This window comes from Mucilaginibacter sp. (assembly GCF_035492695.1).
Taxonomy (GTDB): domain Bacteria; phylum Bacteroidota; class Bacteroidia; order Sphingobacteriales; family Sphingobacteriaceae; genus Mucilaginibacter.
The window spans coordinates 132357-151082 of record NZ_DATJJC010000033.1; the positions used below are offsets into that span (position 1 = coordinate 132357).

Annotated in this window: 22 protein-coding genes; 10 read left to right on the forward strand and 12 right to left on the reverse strand. The window is 46.3% G+C overall.

Annotation, left to right across the window (positions count from 1 at the left end; genetic code table 11):
- Window positions 1–252: 252 nt before the first annotated feature.
- On the reverse strand, window positions 253–1497 hold the full coding sequence (locus VL525_RS20720; RefSeq protein ID WP_325389271.1) for a nucleoside recognition domain-containing protein: 1245 nt from the start codon (window positions 1495–1497) through the stop codon (window positions 253–255).
- Window positions 1498–1563: 66 nt separating this feature from the next.
- On the opposite strand from VL525_RS20720, the gene VL525_RS20725 reads away from it, so the two are divergent.
- Window positions 1564–2004, forward strand: a complete 441-nt coding sequence (locus VL525_RS20725; RefSeq protein WP_325389273.1) for a DinB family protein — start codon at window positions 1564–1566, stop codon at window positions 2002–2004.
- Complete coding sequence (locus tag VL525_RS20730) at window positions 2001–2432, forward strand: DUF3052 domain-containing protein (RefSeq protein ID WP_325389275.1); 432 nt, start codon at window positions 2001–2003, stop codon at window positions 2430–2432. Before VL525_RS20725 ends, VL525_RS20730 begins: the two co-directional genes overlap by 4 nt.
- Here VL525_RS20730 and VL525_RS20735 read toward each other — a convergent pair.
- Window positions 2423–2896, reverse strand: a complete 474-nt coding sequence (locus tag VL525_RS20735; protein ID WP_325389277.1) for a hypothetical protein — start codon at window positions 2894–2896, stop codon at window positions 2423–2425. The two genes, VL525_RS20730 and VL525_RS20735, sit on opposite strands and share 10 nt — an antisense overlap.
- 40 nt (window positions 2897–2936) lie before the next feature.
- Here VL525_RS20735 and VL525_RS20740 point away from each other — a divergent pair, with 40 nt between their 5' ends.
- The 4 genes from VL525_RS20740 to VL525_RS20755 all read left to right on the forward strand — a co-directional run bounded on the left by VL525_RS20740 (window position 2937) and on the right by VL525_RS20755 (window position 7161).
- The gene (locus tag VL525_RS20740; protein WP_228462536.1) at window positions 2937–3437 is read left to right on the forward strand and encodes an OsmC family protein; all 501 of its coding nucleotides are present in this window, start codon (window positions 2937–2939) and stop codon (window positions 3435–3437) included.
- A gap of 33 nt (window positions 3438–3470) precedes the next feature.
- Window positions 3471–4652, forward strand: coding sequence for a trans-sulfuration enzyme family protein (locus VL525_RS20745; protein ID WP_325389280.1), 1182 nt, complete (start codon window positions 3471–3473; stop codon window positions 4650–4652).
- 226 nt (window positions 4653–4878) lie between these two features.
- Window positions 4879–5718 (forward strand): maleylpyruvate isomerase N-terminal domain-containing protein, encoded by an 840-nt coding sequence (locus VL525_RS20750; RefSeq protein ID WP_325389282.1) that lies wholly within the window; start codon window positions 4879–4881, stop codon window positions 5716–5718.
- A 75-nt stretch (window positions 5719–5793) separates the two neighbouring features.
- Window positions 5794–7161, forward strand: a complete 1368-nt coding sequence (locus VL525_RS20755; RefSeq protein ID WP_325389284.1) for a DUF6089 family protein — start codon at window positions 5794–5796, stop codon at window positions 7159–7161.
- On the opposite strand, the gene VL525_RS20760 is transcribed toward VL525_RS20755, so the two are convergent.
- Both VL525_RS20760 and VL525_RS20765 read right to left on the reverse strand, forming a co-directional pair.
- Complete coding sequence (locus tag VL525_RS20760) at window positions 7158–7544, reverse strand: SRPBCC domain-containing protein (protein ID WP_325389286.1); 387 nt, start codon at window positions 7542–7544, stop codon at window positions 7158–7160. The genes VL525_RS20755 and VL525_RS20760 overlap by 4 nt on opposite strands.
- Before the next feature lie 115 nt (window positions 7545–7659).
- Window positions 7660–8247, reverse strand: coding sequence for an acetate uptake transporter (locus tag VL525_RS20765; RefSeq protein WP_325389288.1), 588 nt, complete (start codon window positions 8245–8247; stop codon window positions 7660–7662).
- A 155-nt stretch (window positions 8248–8402) separates the two neighbouring features.
- Between VL525_RS20765 and gpmA the strand changes: the two genes are divergently transcribed.
- From gpmA to VL525_RS20780, 3 genes are all read left to right on the forward strand, one after another.
- Window positions 8403–9092 (forward strand): 2,3-diphosphoglycerate-dependent phosphoglycerate mutase, encoded by a 690-nt coding sequence (gpmA, locus tag VL525_RS20770; RefSeq protein WP_325389290.1) that lies wholly within the window; start codon window positions 8403–8405, stop codon window positions 9090–9092.
- 88 nt (window positions 9093–9180) lie between these two features.
- Window positions 9181–9456 carry a hypothetical protein gene (locus VL525_RS20775; RefSeq protein ID WP_325389292.1) on the forward strand — a complete coding sequence of 92 codons (276 nt, stop codon included), beginning with the start codon at window positions 9181–9183 and terminating at the stop codon, window positions 9454–9456.
- 8 nt (window positions 9457–9464) lie between these two features.
- Entirely contained in the window at window positions 9465–9737 is a 273-nt protein-coding gene (locus VL525_RS20780; RefSeq protein WP_325389294.1) for a hypothetical protein, read from the forward strand.
- A gap of 106 nt (window positions 9738–9843) precedes the next feature.
- Here VL525_RS20780 and proC read toward each other — a convergent pair whose 3' ends face one another.
- Together proC and argB are read right to left on the reverse strand one after the other, a co-directional pair.
- On the reverse strand, window positions 9844–10662 hold the full coding sequence (gene proC, locus VL525_RS20785) for a pyrroline-5-carboxylate reductase (protein WP_325389296.1): 819 nt from the start codon (window positions 10660–10662) through the stop codon (window positions 9844–9846).
- Window positions 10663–10730: 68 nt separating this feature from the next.
- On the reverse strand, window positions 10731–11531 hold the full coding sequence (gene argB / locus VL525_RS20790) for an acetylglutamate kinase (protein ID WP_325389298.1): 801 nt from the start codon (window positions 11529–11531) through the stop codon (window positions 10731–10733).
- A gap of 179 nt (window positions 11532–11710) precedes the next feature.
- On the opposite strand from argB, the gene VL525_RS20795 reads away from it, so the two are divergent.
- Entirely contained in the window at window positions 11711–13036 is a 1326-nt protein-coding gene (locus VL525_RS20795; protein WP_325389300.1) for an NAD(P)/FAD-dependent oxidoreductase, read from the forward strand.
- A 6-nt stretch (window positions 13037–13042) separates the two neighbouring features.
- On the opposite strand, the gene VL525_RS20800 is transcribed toward VL525_RS20795, so the two are convergent.
- The 6 genes from VL525_RS20800 to argG all read right to left on the reverse strand — a co-directional run bounded on the left by VL525_RS20800 (window position 13043) and on the right by argG (window position 18665).
- The gene (locus VL525_RS20800; protein WP_325389302.1) at window positions 13043–13654 is read right to left on the reverse strand and encodes an FMN-binding negative transcriptional regulator; all 612 of its coding nucleotides are present in this window, start codon (window positions 13652–13654) and stop codon (window positions 13043–13045) included.
- A gap of 86 nt (window positions 13655–13740) precedes the next feature.
- The gene (locus VL525_RS20805; protein ID WP_325389304.1) at window positions 13741–14691 is read right to left on the reverse strand and encodes an N-acetylornithine carbamoyltransferase; all 951 of its coding nucleotides are present in this window, start codon (window positions 14689–14691) and stop codon (window positions 13741–13743) included.
- Window positions 14692–14814: 123 nt separating this feature from the next.
- On the reverse strand, window positions 14815–15951 hold the full coding sequence (locus tag VL525_RS20810; protein ID WP_325389306.1) for an aspartate aminotransferase family protein: 1137 nt from the start codon (window positions 15949–15951) through the stop codon (window positions 14815–14817).
- 159 nt (window positions 15952–16110) lie between these two features.
- Window positions 16111–17142: an N-acetyl-gamma-glutamyl-phosphate reductase gene (gene argC / locus VL525_RS20815; protein ID WP_325389308.1), complete on the reverse strand. Its 1032-nt coding sequence runs from the start codon at window positions 17140–17142 to the stop codon at window positions 16111–16113.
- Entirely contained in the window at window positions 17123–17473 is a 351-nt protein-coding gene (locus VL525_RS20820) for a cupin domain-containing protein (RefSeq protein ID WP_325389310.1), read from the reverse strand. The genes argC and VL525_RS20820 overlap by 20 nt, the downstream gene beginning before the upstream one ends.
- The gene (gene argG, locus VL525_RS20825; RefSeq protein ID WP_325389312.1) at window positions 17466–18665 is read right to left on the reverse strand and encodes an argininosuccinate synthase; all 1200 of its coding nucleotides are present in this window, start codon (window positions 18663–18665) and stop codon (window positions 17466–17468) included. The genes VL525_RS20820 and argG overlap by 8 nt, the downstream gene beginning before the upstream one ends.
- Window positions 18666–18726: the final 61 nt, after the last annotated feature.

Genomic DNA, 18726 nt, shown 5'->3' on the forward strand with positions numbered 1-18726 from the left:
GAGTTAAATTTTTTTACAAGCCACCCGTCAGCGAAAATTTCCTGTTTTTGTACGGAAAAAAGGGGTTTCTTGTTACGCAACGATAGGCTGGAGGCGTATAAAAATTTAAAAATATCATACTGTATCACAGCATAATAACCACTTGACTTAAAGTTAATGGAAGGGGGACTGCTGGGTTCGGCTGACATGAGTATCAATATAGTTGATTTTCAGTATTTTATTTAAACTGAGTAAAACAAGTTTGAAATTTTATTAACCAAAGAATAAATATCCGACAAATATCGCTGCAATGATGCCGGCAAGGTCTGCTATTAACCCGAATGGGATTGCGTATCGCGATCTCTTGATACCCACTGAACCGAAATACAGGGCGACAATGTAAAAGGTTGTGTCGGCCGATCCGTTAAAAATACAGCCAAGGCGACCAACAAAACTATCCGGGCCAAAGTTCTTCGGCTCCATAAGTGTGATCATCATAGCCCTGGAGCCGGAACCGCTAAGTGGTTTCATATAGGCCACAGGCATGGCATCTACAAAACGGGTATCCAGCCCGACGCTATGTACAGCCCACCTTAATCCGTCATTCATATACCCCAGCGCTCCACAGCTTTTAAATACGGCAATGCCTACCAGCATAGCAACCAGGTAAGGTATGATCTTGATGCAGGTTTCGAAACCGGCTTTTGCGCCATCAATAAAAACCTCGAATACATTGATTTTTTTTATTAATCCTCCGGCAATAAAAAGGACGGGGATAATAAACAACAAAAGATTGCTGGTTACTTTAGAAAAAGTGCTGATCTCCTCCTTGGTCAAATGAGTGGTCATGTACCATACCAGCAAAGAAATAAGCAAAGTAATACCCCCAAGCCAGGCGATGATAACCCCGTCAAATAGTTTGATCTTTTGTTTGATCGCCACCGCTATCATGCCCACCACAGCTGAAATATAGGTTGCTATTATGCAGGGTATGAAAATATCGGTTGGGTCTTTAGCATGCATGATAGCCCGCTGCGCAATGATGGTAACGGGCAGCAATTGCATGCCGGAGGTGAGCAGCACAAGGAACATAATCTGGGCGTTCGAGGCCTCGTCTTTTTTGGGATTCAATTCCTGTAAGCTATCCATGGCCTTCAACCCAAGTGGCGTAGCGGCATTAATGAGGCCGAGCAGGTTCGCGGAAAAACTCATCATCAGGTTGCCGATAGCAGGGTGGTCTTTTGGAATCTCAGGAAATATGCGTTGAAAAAATGGCCCGACAATGCGGGAAAGCACACGTATTGCGCCTGCTTTTTCGCCGATATTCATAATCCCTAACCAAAGGGTCATGGCCCCGGCAAGGGGCAGGGCAATGTCCATTACAGCTGCTTGTGACGAACTGAACAGACTGTCGACTATCAATTTAAATGCATCGGTATCGCCTAAAAATACCAGTTTTACCAGGGCAATAACAAAGGCAATAACGAAAAATGCAACCCAAATGTAATTAAGTGCCATGCTTACAGTTCAGGCTTTGAAGGTAGTACAAAACATCGCTATCTTTAAGTCAAACTTTTCCATATCATGCCCTCATTTGTTGATAACCTTACGCCCGAAGTTGACCGGTTTATACAACTTGTTCATAGCAAGCCAATTGACTGGGATGGGAAAGCTGCGCCTGGTAAGTGGTCAAATAAGGAAATTATGGGGCATTTGTGCGATAGCGCCATGATAAACCTGCAACGCTTTTTGCGCTGCACTTACGAGGAAAATTTTAAGCTGACCTATGCACAGGAAGAGCTAGTAAAGGCAAACAGGTACCAGGATATGGATGTGGAGCCGTTGCTTGAACTGTGGCGCCTGCTTAACCTGCAAATAGCAAGGGTACTAACCTTGTACCCTGCAGATCGTTGGCAGGTGAAATGTGATAACAGCAAGACCGAAGTGCAATTGCATACGGTCGAATTTCTGGCGCAGGATTATGTGGAGCATCTACAACATCATCTTAACCAGGTCAGAATATGAGCGCCCAAACAGCCGGATATTCGGATACGCCGCTTGCGAAAAAATTAGGAATAAAGGACGGATTTCACCTTAGCCTCATCAACGCGCCGGATCATTACCTTGGCCTTTTTTCTGATCTGCCGCCTAACCTTTATTTTGAGCGGGATACGGCCAATGTGGATTTTATCCATTTCTTTACTAAAAGCCGCGCCGAATACGAAAGCCTGCTGCCGTCCTTAAAAAAACAGATCAAACCCAACGGCACAATATGGGTCTCGTGGCCCAAAAAAGCATCGAAAATACCTACAGATATTACGGAAGATATTATCCGGAACTACGCCATTGAAATAGGTTTAGTTGATATAAAAGTATGTGCAGTGGATGAAGTATGGTCCGGTTTGAAGCTGGTGATCCCGGTGAAAGATAGAACTACAACAAATCAATTGTAGGCTGTTATCCTTTTGTCCGGTACCACGTGGATATCATATTCACGCTTTAAGGGGTCATATGGCGTGGTATCGGTAACAGTAATATAAATGCTGCCCAGGTCCTTAACCACGTAAGTTTGCACGTCAGGAGTGGTAGCCTGTTTGTCCACGAATTGCGCTATCGAATTATGTATCAGGTCGTATTGCGACAGTACATTCGTTTCAATTTCTATCATCAGGCGCTTTCCATCCTGCCTCACATTAATATCCACATGCGAATCGCCTGATACAGAACTGTATGTCCGGTTATTATTCTTATTATTTTTAGTGGTGATGGTATAACCTTTTGCCATCATAAACGTATCAGTCCTTTGTAGGTTATTGATGATCATAAATTTCAGATCGTCATAGGACAACAGATGCTTCTGACCAAAGCATAACGAAGCCGAAAAACCTAAATAAACCAATATTACCAATTTCTTCATTCAGCTAAAAGTAAGGGATTTATTTATAAAAAGTCAGATTATGTCGCAATCGATGTACCAGGCACAGTATTCACGTGTAAAAGTTGTAAATTTGAAACTTTTAGATAATAATATGCCTACTATTCAGCTATCCCGTGTAAACGGCGATTTTGGTTTTGTTGCCACCGACCAGAATGGGCACTCCATTAAAATGGACAGCAGCCCCGAAAGCGGCGGCGAGAACTTTGGCGTGCGCCCGATGCAAACTTTATTAATGGGTTTGGGCGGTTGCTCTGCTATCGATGTGATCAGTATTTTGAAAAAGCAGCGCCAGGAAATAGTGGACTATAAGATGACCATCAGCGGGGAGCGTGAAGCCGGGAAGGAGCCTTCTTTATGGAAATCGATCAATGTCGAATTTCATTTGTATGGCGATATCGATCCGGATAAGGCCAGCCGTGCGGTCGATCTTTCTGTCAACAAATATTGTTCAGTTGCCGCAACCCTGATGGGATCGGGAACCGAAATAAAAACGCAGGTATTTGTTCACCCCGCGGAATAAATAAAAATTACATCTCTTACATTCACATTCACCATGTCTAAAAAGTTAGATCCTGTTACGCAGGCTATCCGCATTCAAACACCCCGGTCGCAACAGCAAGAACACTCTACGCCGCTTTACCTCACCAGCAGCTTTACTTTTGATGAGGCCGAGGCTATGCGCGCGGCTTTCGCCGATGAGACCGACGATAATATCTACAGCCGTTTCAGCAATCCCAATGTTGATGAATTTATAGCCAAAATGTGCGCCCTCGAAGGAGCTGACGCCGGCTTTGCTACCTCGACAGGGATGAGCGCTATATTTTCGTCGATGTTTGCTTTGCTGAAACAAGGTGATCATTTGATCTGCTGCAGCTCGGTGTTCGGGAGCACTTTTACCATGGTTACTAAATACCTGCCAAAATATGGCATCAGCGCTACGCTGGTTCCCGTGGGTGACAACGCCGCCTGGGAAGCCGCCGTGCAGCCGAATACCAAAATGGTTTATTTGGAAACGCCGACGAACCCTCAGCTGGAGATCATCGACCTGGAGTGGGTGGGACAATTTTCTAAAAAGCATAACCTGATTTTAAACGTAGATAATTGCTTTGCAACACCGTTGCTGCAACGGCCGATAGACTTTGGCGCCGACCTGGTCGTGCATTCTGCTACCAAATGGATAGACGGGCAGGGCAGGGTATTGGGTGGTATTATAGTCGGCCGTGCCGATCTGATAAAAGATATTTACTTGTTCTGCCGTAACACAGGTCCGGCTATGTCGCCGTTTAATGCCTGGGTGCTGAGCAAAAGTTTGGAGACGCTGGATGTACGCATGCAGCGCCACGCTGAAAATGCACTTAAGATAGCCACGGCACTGCAAAGCAACCCCAATGTATCATGGGTTAAATATCCCTTGCTGGCCGGGCACCCGCAATACGAGATCGCCAAAAAGCAAATGAAGCTGGGCGGCGGGGTATTTTGCATGGAGATAAAAGGCGGTTTGGAAGCCGGTCGCAAATTTTTGGATGCACTCGAAATGCTATCGGTAACTGCCAATTTGGGCGATACCCGCAGCATCGCATCGCACCCGGCAAGTACAACGCACAGTAAACTGACCGATGCCGAACGCTTATCCGTAGGGATTACACCCGGGTTGATACGCATCTCGACCGGTTTGGAAAAAGCTGAAGACATACTGGCCGACATAGAACAGGCGCTCGAAAAAAGCTCGAAATAGCCCAATACACTAAGTGTTCACGCGGCGGCGCTTGCCATTTTAGCAATGTATTGGTAACCAGGCGTTTCCGGTGCTCGTGTTTCCAAAAACCGGGGTAATTTGAAATGTAATTTTTTAATTTCGATGCCCAAAAGTTGATTATCAGCAAGTTACAAGCGTTTGTAAAGCTACGGTTCTTGCCATATTTTTGACATCGGGAAGCAACAATAGTCCATAATAGCCAACAATGAGCCGCATAATTCCAATTCCTACGCTTCATTTGTTCCCGCGGATAAATTCCATGCTGGTTGAATTGCTGCGTTCGCTCTCCCCGGAAGACTGGAACAAACCTACGCTTGCCGGGCAATGGACAGTAAAGGATGTTGCTGCACATTTGCTTGATACCAGTATGCGCACTGTCTCGCTGATCGATGGGCATAACCTGGTGCCCGACCGTGAGATCAACAGCTATCGCGACCTGGTTGGTTACCTGAACGACCTGAACGGTACCTGGGTTAGGGCTATGAAAAGGATAAGTCCGCAGCAAATCATTCAAATGCTCGAAAATGCTGATCCGCGCGGAGTTGAGTATTACCGGTCGCTCGATCCGTTTGCCCCGGCGCTATACAGCGTTGCCTGGGCAGGCGAGGAGCTCTCGATGAACTGGTTCCACATTGCCCGCGACTATACTGAAAAGTGGCACCACCAGCAGCAGATACGCGAGGCGGTAGGCAAAACGGCCCCCTTGATGACACGCGAACTGTTTTATCCCTGTATTGATACTTTTATGCAGGGTTTGCCACATACTTACCGGGATGTTGTTGCTGAACCCGGCACAACCATAAAGATCATTATCACCGGTGAGGCAGGCGGGGATTGGCTCCTGGCAAAAACCAACGCGAACTGGATATTAGATAAAACTTGTAAACAGGCCAAGATCGAGGCATCTGTTAGCCTTGAACCTGCTATTGCATGGAAGCTTTTTACCAAAGGCATTACACCAGGATCGGCGCTTGAAACGACAATTATTTCCGGCGATGGGAACCTTGCAGCGATAGCGCTTCAGATGATCTCTGTAATGGCTTGATAAACAAATGATTATTTTCTTTTCTCTAAAAGAAAATAATTCTTAACTTTCCGGTTAAATTACCTTAACACAATTATGAATGCTAAAATTTCGCGGATCGTCTTATTATCTTTAACCATTTTTTGTTTTGGTAAAGCGTCCGCAATAACAGCCGATACGAGCAAATTTGCTACCAATATTAGTCAATACCGCACCTGGTCCATCGGGGTTTCCGGCGGCATATCAACCCCATACACTATAATTGGTTACAATTCAAGACAGGACTTTACATCTCCCGACGCGCAATTGGGTTACGGATTGTATATCAGGAAACAGCTTTCGCATTCCTTCAGTTTACAGGCCGATCTTATGGGCGGTAAACTTAAAGCCGACCACGCTTACGAAGAGAACGCCAGGGGCGCACAGGTCTATTCAACGGTCAATACAAAATTGAATTGGTCGGCAAGTTTGAGCGGCAACTTCATTGTCGCGCATGTAAAAGGCAAGGGAAATAAAGGCTTTATGCAGCCTTATCTTAGTGTTGGTGGCGGTGTTGTTGGTTATACGGCATCACTGCTGCCCGACCGCGCAAAAGAGTTCACAACATTAAGCAGCAAAAGCCAGTTTTTCGTGCCGGTAGGCGCGGGGTTGAAGTTCAACCTTACCCCCGGCCTTAATCTCGATCTCGGCTACCAGGTAAATTATGTTTTTGCAGATGACCTGGATGGTTATAAATACGGCCCATCCAACGACAGGTTTTCCTACACCCACGTCGGACTGGAATTTGCCCTGGGCAAACGTGCAAAGCGTCAGTTAACTTCACAAAGCCGTGTCGATGCGCTGATCATCAGCTATGCGGCGCAAACTAAGCTCATGTCGAATGCCCTGTCCGATGCGCAGTCGGGCCTCGACGCGGAAAATGCGAAAAATATAAAGCTGCAGAACGACCTTGATGCCGCTAACGCGAATATCGCCGGTTTAACGACAGATAAAGATGGTGACGGCGTTCCTGACCTGAACGATAAATGTCCCGGTACGCCGGCTGGCACTAAAGTGGATGGCACCGGTTGCCCGCTACCTGTTATTAAGCCGGAAGTAAAATTTAATATTACCGAGCAGGACAAACGGATAGTGACTACAGCGAGTGTTAATCTTGAGTTCTACCCGGCCAAAGCCACCATACAATCCTATTCATTGTATAACCTCGACCGTGTAGCTCAGCTATTAACAGATAAAGGGCTTTCGCTGAAGGTGGAAGCCTATACGGACAATGTGGGGGATGCGGACGCTAATCTTAAACTATCCATAGAACGGGCGGCAGCTGTAAAAGCCTACCTGGTTAGCAGGGGAGTTAACGAATCGCAGATCAAAACCTATGGTTTTGGGGGCGAACACCCCATTGCAAGCAACAAAACGGCTGCAGGCAGGCGGTTGAACCGCCGGGTCGATCTGAGCTTGTATTAGTCTTCCTCAAAGAATCCCGCAAGGGCGCCGAAGTAGTATTCGTCCCAGCCGGTGGCAAATTCATCGTATACGTTATCAGGTATATTGGTGTGCCGCACTTCGGCTGATGTGGAATTATTTTTTCCCGGATGAAGCTTGATCGTAACTATGGATTCCTCGGGTTCGCCATCGAAATACCATTGCTGTACTATCTTTTTGTTTTCTTCAAATTCCAGGTTTTTGCCGACGATACTGCCACCGAATAAGGAAAATTCTGAACCGGTTTCGGTGCTCATTTCAACATCGTCGCCGGTCCATAGCTCAATCGTTATCGGGTTGGTTAACGCCAGGTACACCTCGTCGGGAGGCGCCTGTATCGTATAGTATTTTTTAAAATCTTTCATTTGTCGGGATCAGAATTTACAGAATTTTATAATTTTCAGAATCTGATCAATTCTTAATGTCAGGCGGCAACTATCCATTTTGTTAATTCTTAAATTCTGAAAATTCTGATTCAGATTACTTAACCGGCCCAATTGGCAGCACCACTTTTCCGTACACCTCATTCAATACATTCGCGATACCGGTATAAATTGCTGATAAGCCGCAAACTATACCTTCGTAACCGGCAAGGTGCTTGATAGCATCATTCCCGGTGGCATCGCCCCATGCCAATAACACAAATAATATGGTTAACGAACCAAATACAAACTGTAATGCCCGGTTTAACCTAAGCGTACCGAAAAACAGGCAGAAGGTAAACAGGCCCCAAACTAACAGGTAGGCCACCATTCCTTTTTCGGAGGTTTTATCTATCCAGCCTAATTTGGGCATCACAATAAGCGCCACCAGCGACAACCAGAAAAAGCCATAAGAAGTAAATGCCGTAAGGCCAAAGGTGTTATTCTTTTTGGCTTCGATTATCCCGGCTACAACCTGTGCCAGGCCGCCGTAAAAAATCCCCATGGCCAGTATCATTGAATTTAGTTCGAAAACACCGGAATTATGAAGATTCAACAAAACAGTTGTCATGCCGAAGGCGCACAGGCCCAATGGCGCAGGGTTGGCGGTCCCTTCCTTTACCGGAACCGGGGTTGTTGGTATCATAGTAATTTGGGTTTAGTTGGTTTATAATGCAAGATAGTAAAAAAGGTGAAAGGTAAAAGGATAAAGGTTAAAGCTTCCTGATCCTGTTACCGGGCTTCTAAATTTCGCGGTAAAATACCTTTCGCCTTTCGGCTTTCACCTTTTACCTTTACAAAATGCAGAAACTCGTATTGATGCGCCACGGCGAAAGTATATGGAACCAGGAAAATCGTTTTACGGGATGGACCGACGTCGATCTGTCCGAAAACGGTTATCAGCAGGCAAAACATGCCGGGCAGCTTTTAAAAAAGAATGGCTATACTTTCGACGCCGGCTTTTGTTCGGTACTTAAGCGGTCCATCAAAACCCTGCATATTGTGCTGGAGGAAATGGACCTGCTGTGGATACCCGTACAAAAATCGTGGCGATTGAACGAGCGGTTTTATGGCGCATTGCAAGGACTAAATAAAGCAGAAATTACCGCAAAGTATGGTGAAGAGCAGGTGCACAAGTGGCGCCGCGACCCGCATGAACTGCCCCCGGCAATAACCAAAGATGACGACCGTTACCCGGGTAAGGATATTCGCTACAAACACCTGACAGAACGCGAATTGCCGCTGACCGAAAACCTGGCCGAAACCATGGACCGGGTTTTACCCTTCTGGCACGAAAGCATTGTGCCCGCAATCAAAGCCGGGCAAAAGGTAATTGTATCGGCGCACGGCAACAGCCTGCGTGCTTTGATCCAATACATTGATCACCTGTCGGACGAAGAGGTTACCCAACTCGATCTGCCAACCGGCGTTCCCCTTGTCTATGAACTGGATGATGATCTGAACAGGATAAAGCATTACTACCTGGAGTAGAATTGATTGCCTGATAAGGCAGCCTCTAATATTTATTTGACAGAACCAAATGGCCGGGATTCTGTTTAGAGTATATAAACCATATACTATGAAAAATCCATTTGCTAAGGAAAATAACGGCCCACTGATTGTATCGGTGGCCGTGGGCTCGGCCATTGCCGGCGCCGCCGCTTATTTATTTTTGACAGAAGACGGCTCAAATACCCGCCGGAGTATCGCCGATCGTTTCGCAGGTTTGTTTGCCAAAAAAGAACCGGTGGCCGAACATAAAACCGACTATCTGAAAAAACCGCATAAAGCACCTAAGACTGACAAGGAAGAGCTCTTGCATCATGGGATAATTAATGAACAGCCGGGCGTTTAAACCGGGGAATGGAAAATTATACCATCACCATCAGTAAGGATAAAGAAGTTCATCACTTTGAAGTGGCAGAATACCCGCACCACGAGGACGGGCGCTGCAAGTACAGGGTGTTTGAAGAAGGGATGTTCGTAGCCAGTTTTGAGCCGGATGCGGGGCATATCCTGCATATCTGCCAGAGCTCTGCCGAGTTAGATGAGGAGATACTACATCTTTTAGCCGACCAGATAGAGGCGTACCACCCGCACAATATCAACAGTCATATTGACAACGCAGATGCGTGATACTGGTCTGATGAAAATATTTTGATCAAATGTTCAACCTGCCGGCAGGTTGAACATTTGAAATAGAAAACCTTTATCCTTTCACCTTTTCCCTTTCACCTCAAAATCACCCTTCCTTATCATACAACACCGCAGCTTTCTCGGCCGAAGTCTTGATACCTTTGATCATAGCTGAGCTAAAGCCGTTATGTTCCATTTCATTCAGCCCGGCAATGGTACAGCCTTTGGGCGATGTTACTTTATCAATTTCCTGTTCGGGGTGCGAGGCTAATTGCAACAGCAGGTCGGCGGCGCCTTTGGCGGTTTGCGCGGCCATTTTCAAAGCATCATGTGCATGGAAACCTATTTCGGTTCCGCCCTGGGAAGCGGCGCGGATGGACCGCAGGAAAAAAGCTATACCACAGGCGCAAAGCGCGGTAGCCGAAGTCATCAGTTCTTCGTTGATCTGTATGGTAACACCAACCGTATCGAACAGCGATTTTACCGTGCCCATATTTTCTGCCGAAGCGTTATCGGTAGCGATACAGGTCATAGACTGACCAATGGCGATAGCCGTATTCGGCATAGCACGAACTACCTGCACCTCCAGTGCCAATTGTTGGCGGATATCGGCACAGGTTACTCCGGATATTACCGAGATCAGCAAATGCTTCTGTTCCCATATAGCAGGTTTTATCTCGTGCAATAGTTTGTTTAGCTGCTGCGGCAGCACGGCCAGTACCACGATATCGGCATCCTTTACCGCGGCAGAATTGTCCGCAGTAACTTTGTACCCGTTGTCAGCCAGTGTCGACAGGGCCTTTACGTTCCGGCGGGTCAGCGTGATCTGTTCAGGCTGGTAAATGCCTGCTTTTACCAACCCCTTGGCTAATGAAAGCCCGATATTGCCGCTGCCCAGAATGGCTATTGTTTGCTTAGTGCTCATTTTTTGATTTGTAATAATTTATTAAACATATCTACCTGCCCTACCTTTATCCTTTTACCTTTCGCCTTTTACCTCTTATACAAAGTTGTTCCAAATGGTTGTTTGTTTTTCAGAGCGCCCAGGTCATCTGATCGGCCAATGATAACCGCTTTAACCCCGCAATTGATTGCCGTAAAAGCATTATCCAGCTTTGGCAGCATACCGCTATGGATGATCTGCTGCTTTTTCAATTCTTCATACCGCTCCGGGTCAATATCACGGATCACGGACTCTTCGTCGTTAATATCATGCAGAACGCCTTTCTTTTCAAAACAATAGATCAGCGTAGTTTCATACAATTTTGATAATGCAACAGCCAGCGCCGAAGCGATGGTATCGGCATTAGTGTTCAGCAATTGACCTTCGCCGTCATGCGTTATCGCACAAAAAACAGGGGTGAAGCCGGCTTCCAGTAACCTTTCGATATTTTTCGGGTCGATGGATTGTTCATCAATATCGCCCACAAACCCATAATCTATTGTTTTTACCGGGCGTTTTTTAGCACGGATAGAATTAGCGTCGGCACCGGTTAAACCAATGGCATTGGTGCCGAAGCGTTGCAACTGGGCCACAATGTTTTTATTGATCAGGCCGCCGTATACCATGGTAACTACGCGCAGTGTCTCAATATCGGTTATGCGGCGGCCATCCACTAATTTCGATTCGATGCCTAATTCTTCTGCCAACTGCGTGGCCACCTTGCCGCCGCCATGCACCAGTATTTTATAGCCATCAAGCGCGGTAAAGTCCTTCAGGAAATGATACAGGCTTTCCGAGTTGTCTATCACGTTCCCGCCTATCTTGATGATATGTAGTTGTTTTTTACTCATTTATCTTGTTGCAGACCGCAATTGAAAGTCCCTCTCCTTTGGAGAGGGATTTAGGGAGAGGCCATAAAGCCGCTAAAAATACTAATTAGGTCGTATTTATTTAAAACATATTAAATCTAACGGCTATTTGTTTATTAAACAGGTTTTATGCCTTATTTTGCAATGAAAACAAAATATCTATGGATAATACCAAATCGGCGGCAAGGCCACGCGTTGTAATTATTGGCGGAGGTTTTGGCGGGATAAACCTTGCTAAAAAACTGAAAAATAAACCCGTAGATGTCCTGCTGCTCGATAAACATAACTACCATACGTTTCAGCCCCTGCTTTACCAGGTGGCCATGGGATCTATCGAGGCAGATTCCATCGCATTCCCGTTTAGGCGGATATTTACCGGGCAAAAGAATTTTACCTTCAACATGTGCGAGGTAAAAACCATCAACCCGGAAAAGCATACCGTTACAACCAGTTTGGGCGATGTCCCTTACGATTACCTGGTAATAGCTACCGGCGCGGACACCAATTTCTTTGGCAACGAACAACTGGAAAACAACACCATGCCGATGAAAAATGTCGGCGAGGCATTGAACATCCGCAGCTATATGCTGCAGAACCTCGAGAAAGCGGTTGTAGAAAAAAGCTTTGAAGAGCGGGAAGCGCTGCTCACCTTCGTAGTGGTTGGCGGCGGACCGACAGGGGTGGAGCTATCCGGTTCGCTGGCCGAACTGCGTAACCATGTGCTGTGTAAAGATTACCCATCCCTTTGTGAAGAGGATATGAAAGTTTACCTGGTTGAAGGGAAACCCGTTGTGCTTGGGGCGATGTCGGCCTATGCTTCGGCAAAAGCAAAAAAGGACCTGTTGAAAATGGGTGTTATGATACATAATGGCGTGCACGTGCAAAGTTATGATGGGAATGAACTTAAAATAGACGATGGCACGGTGATTAAAACCCGCAATGTATTTTGGGCCGCAGGCGTAATGGGCGAGATGCCCGGCGGCTTGCCCGCAGGCGCGCTGACCAGGGGTAACCGCATACAAACCGATGAAATAAACAGGGTAGTGGGCTATCGTGATATTTTTGCCATTGGGGATGTATCGGCCATGATAACACCCGAAACACCCAACGGCATACCGGGTATGGCGCAGGGCGCTATACAGACAGGCCAGCACCTGGCCAAAAACATCCTGCACCTGATCAATGGGGAACCTACTGAACCATTTAAATATTTCGACAAAGGTTCGCTGGCCACCATAGGGCAGAGCAAGGCAGTTGCCGATATCTGGAAATTGCATTTTGGCGGGTTGGTGGCCTGGATATTATGGATGTTTGTGCACCTGATGTCGCTGGTAGGTTTCTCCAACAAGCTGAGCGTATTTGTAAGCTGGGCGGTGAAGTATTTTACCCGAAACACGGATAACCGCCTCATCGTGCGTTTTTACAATGCTAAAACACGAATGCCGGTGGCTGAATTGGAGCCTGAAGTCACAGGCCGGGAGTCTTAAGCAATATTAGTGTTTTAGCTGCTTCATGTAGTCGGCTATCTCGCGCTCATTGGTATCGCTGCTTTTTTCGAGAGATTGGATGATGTTATCTTTTTCGACGCCCGTGCGATTTTGGCTTAATTTCTTTTTAGCCTGCAGATCGGTTACTTCTATCTCAAAAGCTACAATGCCGTTCATCATCCGCGAGCGGTATTCTTCCGGCAAACCTTCCCATTGCTTAAAATAACCTGCTTCAAATGTATTGATGGTATGTTTTAGCAGTTCGGCCTTTTGCTCAGGGCTTTCCAGCAATGTTGCTTTGCCATAAGCGTGCACGGCTATATAGTTCCACGTAGGTACGTTGGTTTCCTTTTCGTAATTGGACGGTGAGATATAAGCATGGGGCTCTGTAAAAATTACAAGGGAGTTGTTATCTGTAATCGATTTGGCCTGTGGATTTGCCTTCGCAAAATGGGAGCAAAGCAGCAACCTGTCATTTTCTTCCTTCACCAAAAAGGGCAGGTGAGTAGCAACGGGCATTTCATCAATAACAGTGACAATTGATGCAAAGCTGTACCGTTGCATGAAGGCGATGATCTCTTTTTTGTCGGTAAATGAATTGAATGAAGGGACGTACATAGCTTATGTCACTTAAGCTGACTAAGTTAGATTAAGTTGACCGGGTTTAAAATCCCATTTGCAATTTTGACCCTGGTATAACTTAATCAACCCAAATTCTCCAGCATCCTCTTCAACACCGCCTGCGCGGCCCAAACGCGGTTACCGGCTTCATGTACCACTACAGAATTTGGTCCGTCCAGTATCTCATCAGACAGTTCCAGGTTACGGCGTACCGGCAGGCAATGCATTACCTTGGCGTTGTTGGTGGCTGTTAGTTTTTCGTTGGTCAGCATCCAGTCTTCGTTGCCGGGCATTACTTTTCCGTAAGGTTCGTAGGCCGACCAATTTTTAACATATATAAAATCGGCATCCTTTAACGCTTCATCCTGGTTATGGGTAATGGTTGCGCCATTGGTAAAATCGGTGTTCAATTCGTACCCATCGGGATGTGCTATGGTGAAATCCACATCAGCCTTACACATCCATTCGGCAAAAGAGTTAGGCACCGCCTGTGGCAATGCTTTTACGTGCGGCGCCCATGTTAATACTACTTTAGGGCGGGCTTTTGTTTTTAATTCTTCAATGGTTACCAAATCGGCCAGGCTTTGCAGCGGGTGGCGGGTGGCAGACTCCAAACTGACTACGGGTACGCCGCAGTATTTTACAAACTTGTTGAATATATCCTCGCTGTAATCCAGCTCACGATCCTTCAGGCCCGGGAACGAGCGTACACCGATGATATCGGCGTATTCTCCCATCACTGCCGCAGCTTCCCTGATGTGCTCGACGGTAGTTCCGTTCATCACCGCCCCATCCTTCAGCTCAAGCGCCCAGCCTTCTTTGTCGATATTCAGCACCATTACGTTCATACCCAAATTCATGGCAGCCTTTTGCGTGCTCATGCGGGTACGCAGACTGGGGTTCATAAATACCAACGCGATGGTCTTGTTCTTACCCAAATGTGCGTGAGAATAGGGGTTACGTTTCAATTCCAATGCCTCTTTTGCCAGGGCATTGATATCGGTACCATCGTGAACGGAGGAAAAAAGTTTCATGGGTCTTATAAAACCAATGTCATTTCGAGTGATAACGAGAAATCTTATAGGCTATGCATAACCCGCTATTCGCTTGTATAAGATTTCTCCTCGTTCCTCGTCGAAATGACAGTATTTCTTAATTTATGTTAATTGATAATTTAAAACGGTACTAAACGCTTCCAAAAACCTGTCGGCATGTGCTTTGGTTAAATTCAGTGCCGGCAAAAGCCTGATCACGTTTGGCTTAGCCTCACCGGTAAAAATGCGGTGCTTAAACAGTAAGTCCTTGCGTACATTGGCCAGTTCTTCAGGCATTTCAATGCCTATCATCAGTCCGCGACCCCGTACTTCCTTCACCTGTTCAAACTTCTTCAGTTCTCCAATCAAATAACCGCCAACAGTAGCGGCGTTTTGCAATAAATTGTCGCGCTCCATAACTTCCAGTACCGCTAAACCGGCAGCGCAGGCCAGGTGGTTACCGCCGAAGGTAGTGCCCAGCATACCATAAGATGGCTGAATTTTAGGCGATATAATAATACCACCGATTGGGAAACCGTTACCCATGCCTTTAGCCATGGTGTAGATGTCGGCATTTATACCCGCAAAATCATGGGAGAAGAACTTACCTGTCCGCCCGTAACCGCATTGTACCGAGTCGGCTATGAATACCGCATTATGCGCGTTACAAAGCGACCTGATCTTTTGCAAGAAGCTTTCGCTTGCCATAATGATACCGCCAACACCTTGTATACCTTCAATAATTACAGATGAAACTTCGTATTCGTTAAATGCTTTTTCCAAAGCAGCTTCATCGTTCCAGGGCAGAAATACTACATTGTCGGTTTCGTTTACCGGGGCAACTATTTTCGGATTGTCAGTAGCTGCAACCGCCAAAGAAGTACGCCCGTGAAATGATTTTTTGAAAGCGATGATCTTCTTTTTGCCATTATGAAACGAAGCCAGTTTCAAAGCATTCTCATTCGCCTCGGCACCTGAGTTACATAAAAATAACTGGTAATCCTCCTTGCCTGATACATGGCCCAATTTTTCAGCCAGTTCCTTTTGCAAGGGGATCTCGATAGAGTTTGAATAAAAACCTATCTGGTGCAGCTGATCCTCCAATCGCTTTACGTAATGCGGGTTGGTATGACCAATAGAAATAACCGCATGACCGCCGTAAAGGTCAAGATACTCCGTGCCCTTGTCGTCATAAACAAGGCTGCCAACACCTTTTACAATGTTGATCGGATTGGTTGGATAAACGTCGAATAAATTCATTTCCTTAAGCTAAATATTCAATTTGTCATTGCGAGGAGGAACGACGAAGCAACCTCGTCGTAATACTGCCTCTTATGCATAGGCGACGAGTTTGCCGCGACCGCCGACGCACTTGCATTCGCACCAGGTCTCGCAATGACATGGTGGTTAAATTTTTTGTTAAAAAGCAGCTGCTTTCAATCTCAAGCCCGCCGTTTCATCTAAGCCAAACAACAAATTCATATTCTGAACTGCCTGGCCTGATGCTCCTTTAAGTAAATTGTCTATAATGCTTGTAATCAGTATTTTATTTCCATTTTTTGCAACCTGTATAAAGCATTTGTTGGTATTGACTACCTGTTTCAGGTCGATGTTTCTTTTGGTAACATGGGTAAAAGGGTGACCGGCATAATAGTCCTCAAAAACCTTCAATGCCTCATCTGCTGACAGGTCGCAATCCATATAGATGGACGCGATGATCCCTCGTGTAAAACCACCACGGTAAGGAATAAAATTGATCGTCCGTTCGGCAGCAGGTTGAAGCTGGTTCAGCGATTGCCCCACCTCGTTCAAATGCTGATGCTCAAATGCCTTGTATATCGACAGGTTATCGTTCCGCCACGTAAAATGCGTGGTGGCCTGCAGGCTTTGCCCCGCACCGGTTGAACCTGTGGTACCTGTGATATGTATCTCGTTAGCTAATATTCCCTTGGCTGCCAATGGCAGCATACCCAGTTCCAGGCAAGTGGCAAAGCAGCCGGGATTGGCAATATTTTGTGCCTTTTTAATAGCCTCCCGGTTCAATTCCGGTAACCCATAAATAAAGTCACGTGTCTTTAGTCTTGAGTCCTGAGTCAGCACATCGGACTTCCGACTTCCGGCTTCTGATTTCAAACGAAAGTCCTGGCTCAGGTCAATTATCTTAATGCTGTCCGGTATCTCGTTAGCCTCCAAAAACTTCCGGGCATCGCCATGGCCAACGCACAAAAACAGCACGTCTATCTCATCGTATATATCGCTGGCAAATTTAAGCTCGGTATCGCCAAACAGGTCGGTATGTACTTCGTACACATAATTACCCGCGTTGCTGTTGCTGTGCACAAAGGCGATATCCACATTGGGGTGGTTCACCAATATGCGCAGCATTTCGCCGCCGGTATAACCTGCGCCGCCAACTATGCCTGCCCGTATTTTAGAGGTTGATGCGGTCATTTTTTGTAGATGGGTATGAGTATAATATAAATTCCAGGTCGCTTTGTTCCTTATTGCTGATGAGGTGCTGCTGACCGGGTTTTATCTCGATGCCCTGTTCGGGCTTCAATTCGGTTTCAACACCATCAATTGTAAAAACAGCCCGGCCTTTCAATATGAAAAACACCTGCGTGGCTTTTTCGTGATAATGCAATTGCTCGGATGTATCCGGCGGCATCAGCTCCTGCTTTACCGATAGTGCATCGGTATCTATGTAATTCCAGCCGTAACAATCGTCGCCCCATTTATAATGGCTTGCACAATCATTTTTTGAAAATGCCTGGTTACTCATTGCTGGTGCTGTTTACTTTATGGTAGATCATTACCTGGTTGCCAAATATCCTGGAAAAACCTTTTACATCCTCGCCGGTCCAGGCGTTGTTCATTTCGCCATAGCTGCCGAATTTATTCGACATCAGGTCGTGTGCCGACTCAATACCGGTTACCTGGAAACGATATGGGTTTAGCTGAACAAATACTTTACCGCTTACATTCTGTTGCGTGTCATTTAAAAATGCTTCTATATTACGCATAATAGGGTCGTGGAACTGCCCTTCGTGCAGCCAGTTACCGTAGAACGAAGATAACTGATCCTTCCACGAAAGCTGCCACTTGGTCAATACATGTTTTTCCAGCGTGTGGTGTGCTTTGATGATAACCATTGGAGCGGCTGCCTCAAACCCAACGCGGCCCTTAATGCCGATAATGGTATCGCCGACGTGAATATCCCTGCCAATGCCGTAAGGCTGTGCAATGGCCTGCAACGCCTGTATAGCCTGGGTAGGGTGGTCGTATTTTTTACCGTCAAGCGCTACCAGTTCGCCTTTTTCAAAGGTCAGTTCTATATTCCGGGTCCCGGTTTCTGTCATCGGCGTAGGCCATGCATCTTCCGGCAAACCTAAATTTGATGTCAGGGTTTCCTTACCGCCAACTGATGTGCCCCAAATGCCTTTATTGATGGAGTATTTCGCCTTCTCAAAATTCATCTCCACGCCATGCTTTTTCAGATAGGCTATCTCTTCTTCCCGGCTCAGTTTCAGATCGCGGATAGGGGTCATTATCTGCACATCCGGCACCAGGATATTGAATATCATATCAAACCGCACCTGGTCGTTGCCGGCGCCGGTACTGCCGTGCGCCACGTATTCGGCGCCAATTTCTTTGGCATAATTGGCAATAGCTGTAGCCTGGCTTACCCGCTCGGCGCTAACCGACAGGGGATAGGTGTTGTTTTTCAATACATTGCCGTATATCAGGTAGCGTACGCAGGTATTGTAAAAATTTTCGGTCTCGTCAACTACATGGTGCGATGTTACGCCCATTTCATAAGCGCGTTTTTCAACGGCGTATAATTCATCGTGACTAAAGCCCCCGGTATTTACAATAACCGAATGAACCTCAAGACCCAAATCCCTTGTCAGGTAAATGCAGCAGAACGAGGTGTCAAGTCCGCCGCTATATGCCAGTACTACTTTTTTCTTCATATATTTTGTGAGCGTATGCTCTAATTTTATTAATGATATTTTTTTGCGCGTCAGAACGTAA

Excerpts from the sequence above, each read along its gene's own strand:
- VL525_RS20755 (WP_325389284.1), top strand. The coding sequence starts at position 5,794 with ATGAATGCTAAAATTTCGCGGATCGTCTTATTATCTTTAACCATTTTT.
- argG (WP_325389312.1), bottom strand. The coding sequence starts at position 18,665 with ATGAAGAAAAAAGTAGTACTGGCATATAGCGGCGGACTTGACACCTCG.
- gpmA (WP_325389290.1), top strand. The coding sequence starts at position 8,403 with ATGCAGAAACTCGTATTGATGCGCCACGGCGAAAGTATATGGAACCAG.
- VL525_RS20795 (WP_325389300.1), top strand. The coding sequence starts at position 11,711 with ATGGATAATACCAAATCGGCGGCAAGGCCACGCGTTGTAATTATTGGC.
- VL525_RS20820 (WP_325389310.1), bottom strand. The coding sequence starts at position 17,473 with ATGAGTAACCAGGCATTTTCAAAAAATGATTGTGCAAGCCATTATAAA.
- VL525_RS20740 (WP_228462536.1), top strand. The coding sequence starts at position 2,937 with ATGTCGCAATCGATGTACCAGGCACAGTATTCACGTGTAAAAGTTGTA.
- argC (WP_325389308.1), bottom strand. The coding sequence starts at position 17,142 with ATGACCGCATCAACCTCTAAAATACGGGCAGGCATAGTTGGCGGCGCA.
- VL525_RS20765 (WP_325389288.1), bottom strand. The coding sequence starts at position 8,247 with ATGATACCAACAACCCCGGTTCCGGTAAAGGAAGGGACCGCCAACCCT.
- VL525_RS20805 (WP_325389304.1), bottom strand. The coding sequence starts at position 14,691 with ATGAAACTTTTTTCCTCCGTTCACGATGGTACCGATATCAATGCCCTG.
- VL525_RS20725 (WP_325389273.1), top strand. The coding sequence starts at position 1,564 with ATGCCCTCATTTGTTGATAACCTTACGCCCGAAGTTGACCGGTTTATA.
- VL525_RS20810 (WP_325389306.1), bottom strand. The coding sequence starts at position 15,951 with ATGAATTTATTCGACGTTTATCCAACCAATCCGATCAACATTGTAAAA.
- proC (WP_325389296.1), bottom strand. The coding sequence starts at position 10,662 with ATGAGCACTAAGCAAACAATAGCCATTCTGGGCAGCGGCAATATCGGG.
- VL525_RS20780 (WP_325389294.1), top strand. The coding sequence starts at position 9,465 with ATGGAAAATTATACCATCACCATCAGTAAGGATAAAGAAGTTCATCAC.
- VL525_RS20735 (WP_325389277.1), bottom strand. The coding sequence starts at position 2,896 with ATGAAGAAATTGGTAATATTGGTTTATTTAGGTTTTTCGGCTTCGTTA.
- argB (WP_325389298.1), bottom strand. The coding sequence starts at position 11,531 with ATGAGTAAAAAACAACTACATATCATCAAGATAGGCGGGAACGTGATA.
- VL525_RS20745 (WP_325389280.1), top strand. The coding sequence starts at position 3,471 with ATGTCTAAAAAGTTAGATCCTGTTACGCAGGCTATCCGCATTCAAACA.
- VL525_RS20730 (WP_325389275.1), top strand. The coding sequence starts at position 2,001 with ATGAGCGCCCAAACAGCCGGATATTCGGATACGCCGCTTGCGAAAAAA.
- VL525_RS20775 (WP_325389292.1), top strand. The coding sequence starts at position 9,181 with ATGAAAAATCCATTTGCTAAGGAAAATAACGGCCCACTGATTGTATCG.
- VL525_RS20750 (WP_325389282.1), top strand. The coding sequence starts at position 4,879 with ATGAGCCGCATAATTCCAATTCCTACGCTTCATTTGTTCCCGCGGATA.
- VL525_RS20760 (WP_325389286.1), bottom strand. The coding sequence starts at position 7,544 with ATGAAAGATTTTAAAAAATACTATACGATACAGGCGCCTCCCGACGAG.
- VL525_RS20720 (WP_325389271.1), bottom strand. The coding sequence starts at position 1,497 with ATGGCACTTAATTACATTTGGGTTGCATTTTTCGTTATTGCCTTTGTT.
- VL525_RS20800 (WP_325389302.1), bottom strand. The coding sequence starts at position 13,654 with ATGTACGTCCCTTCATTCAATTCATTTACCGACAAAAAAGAGATCATC.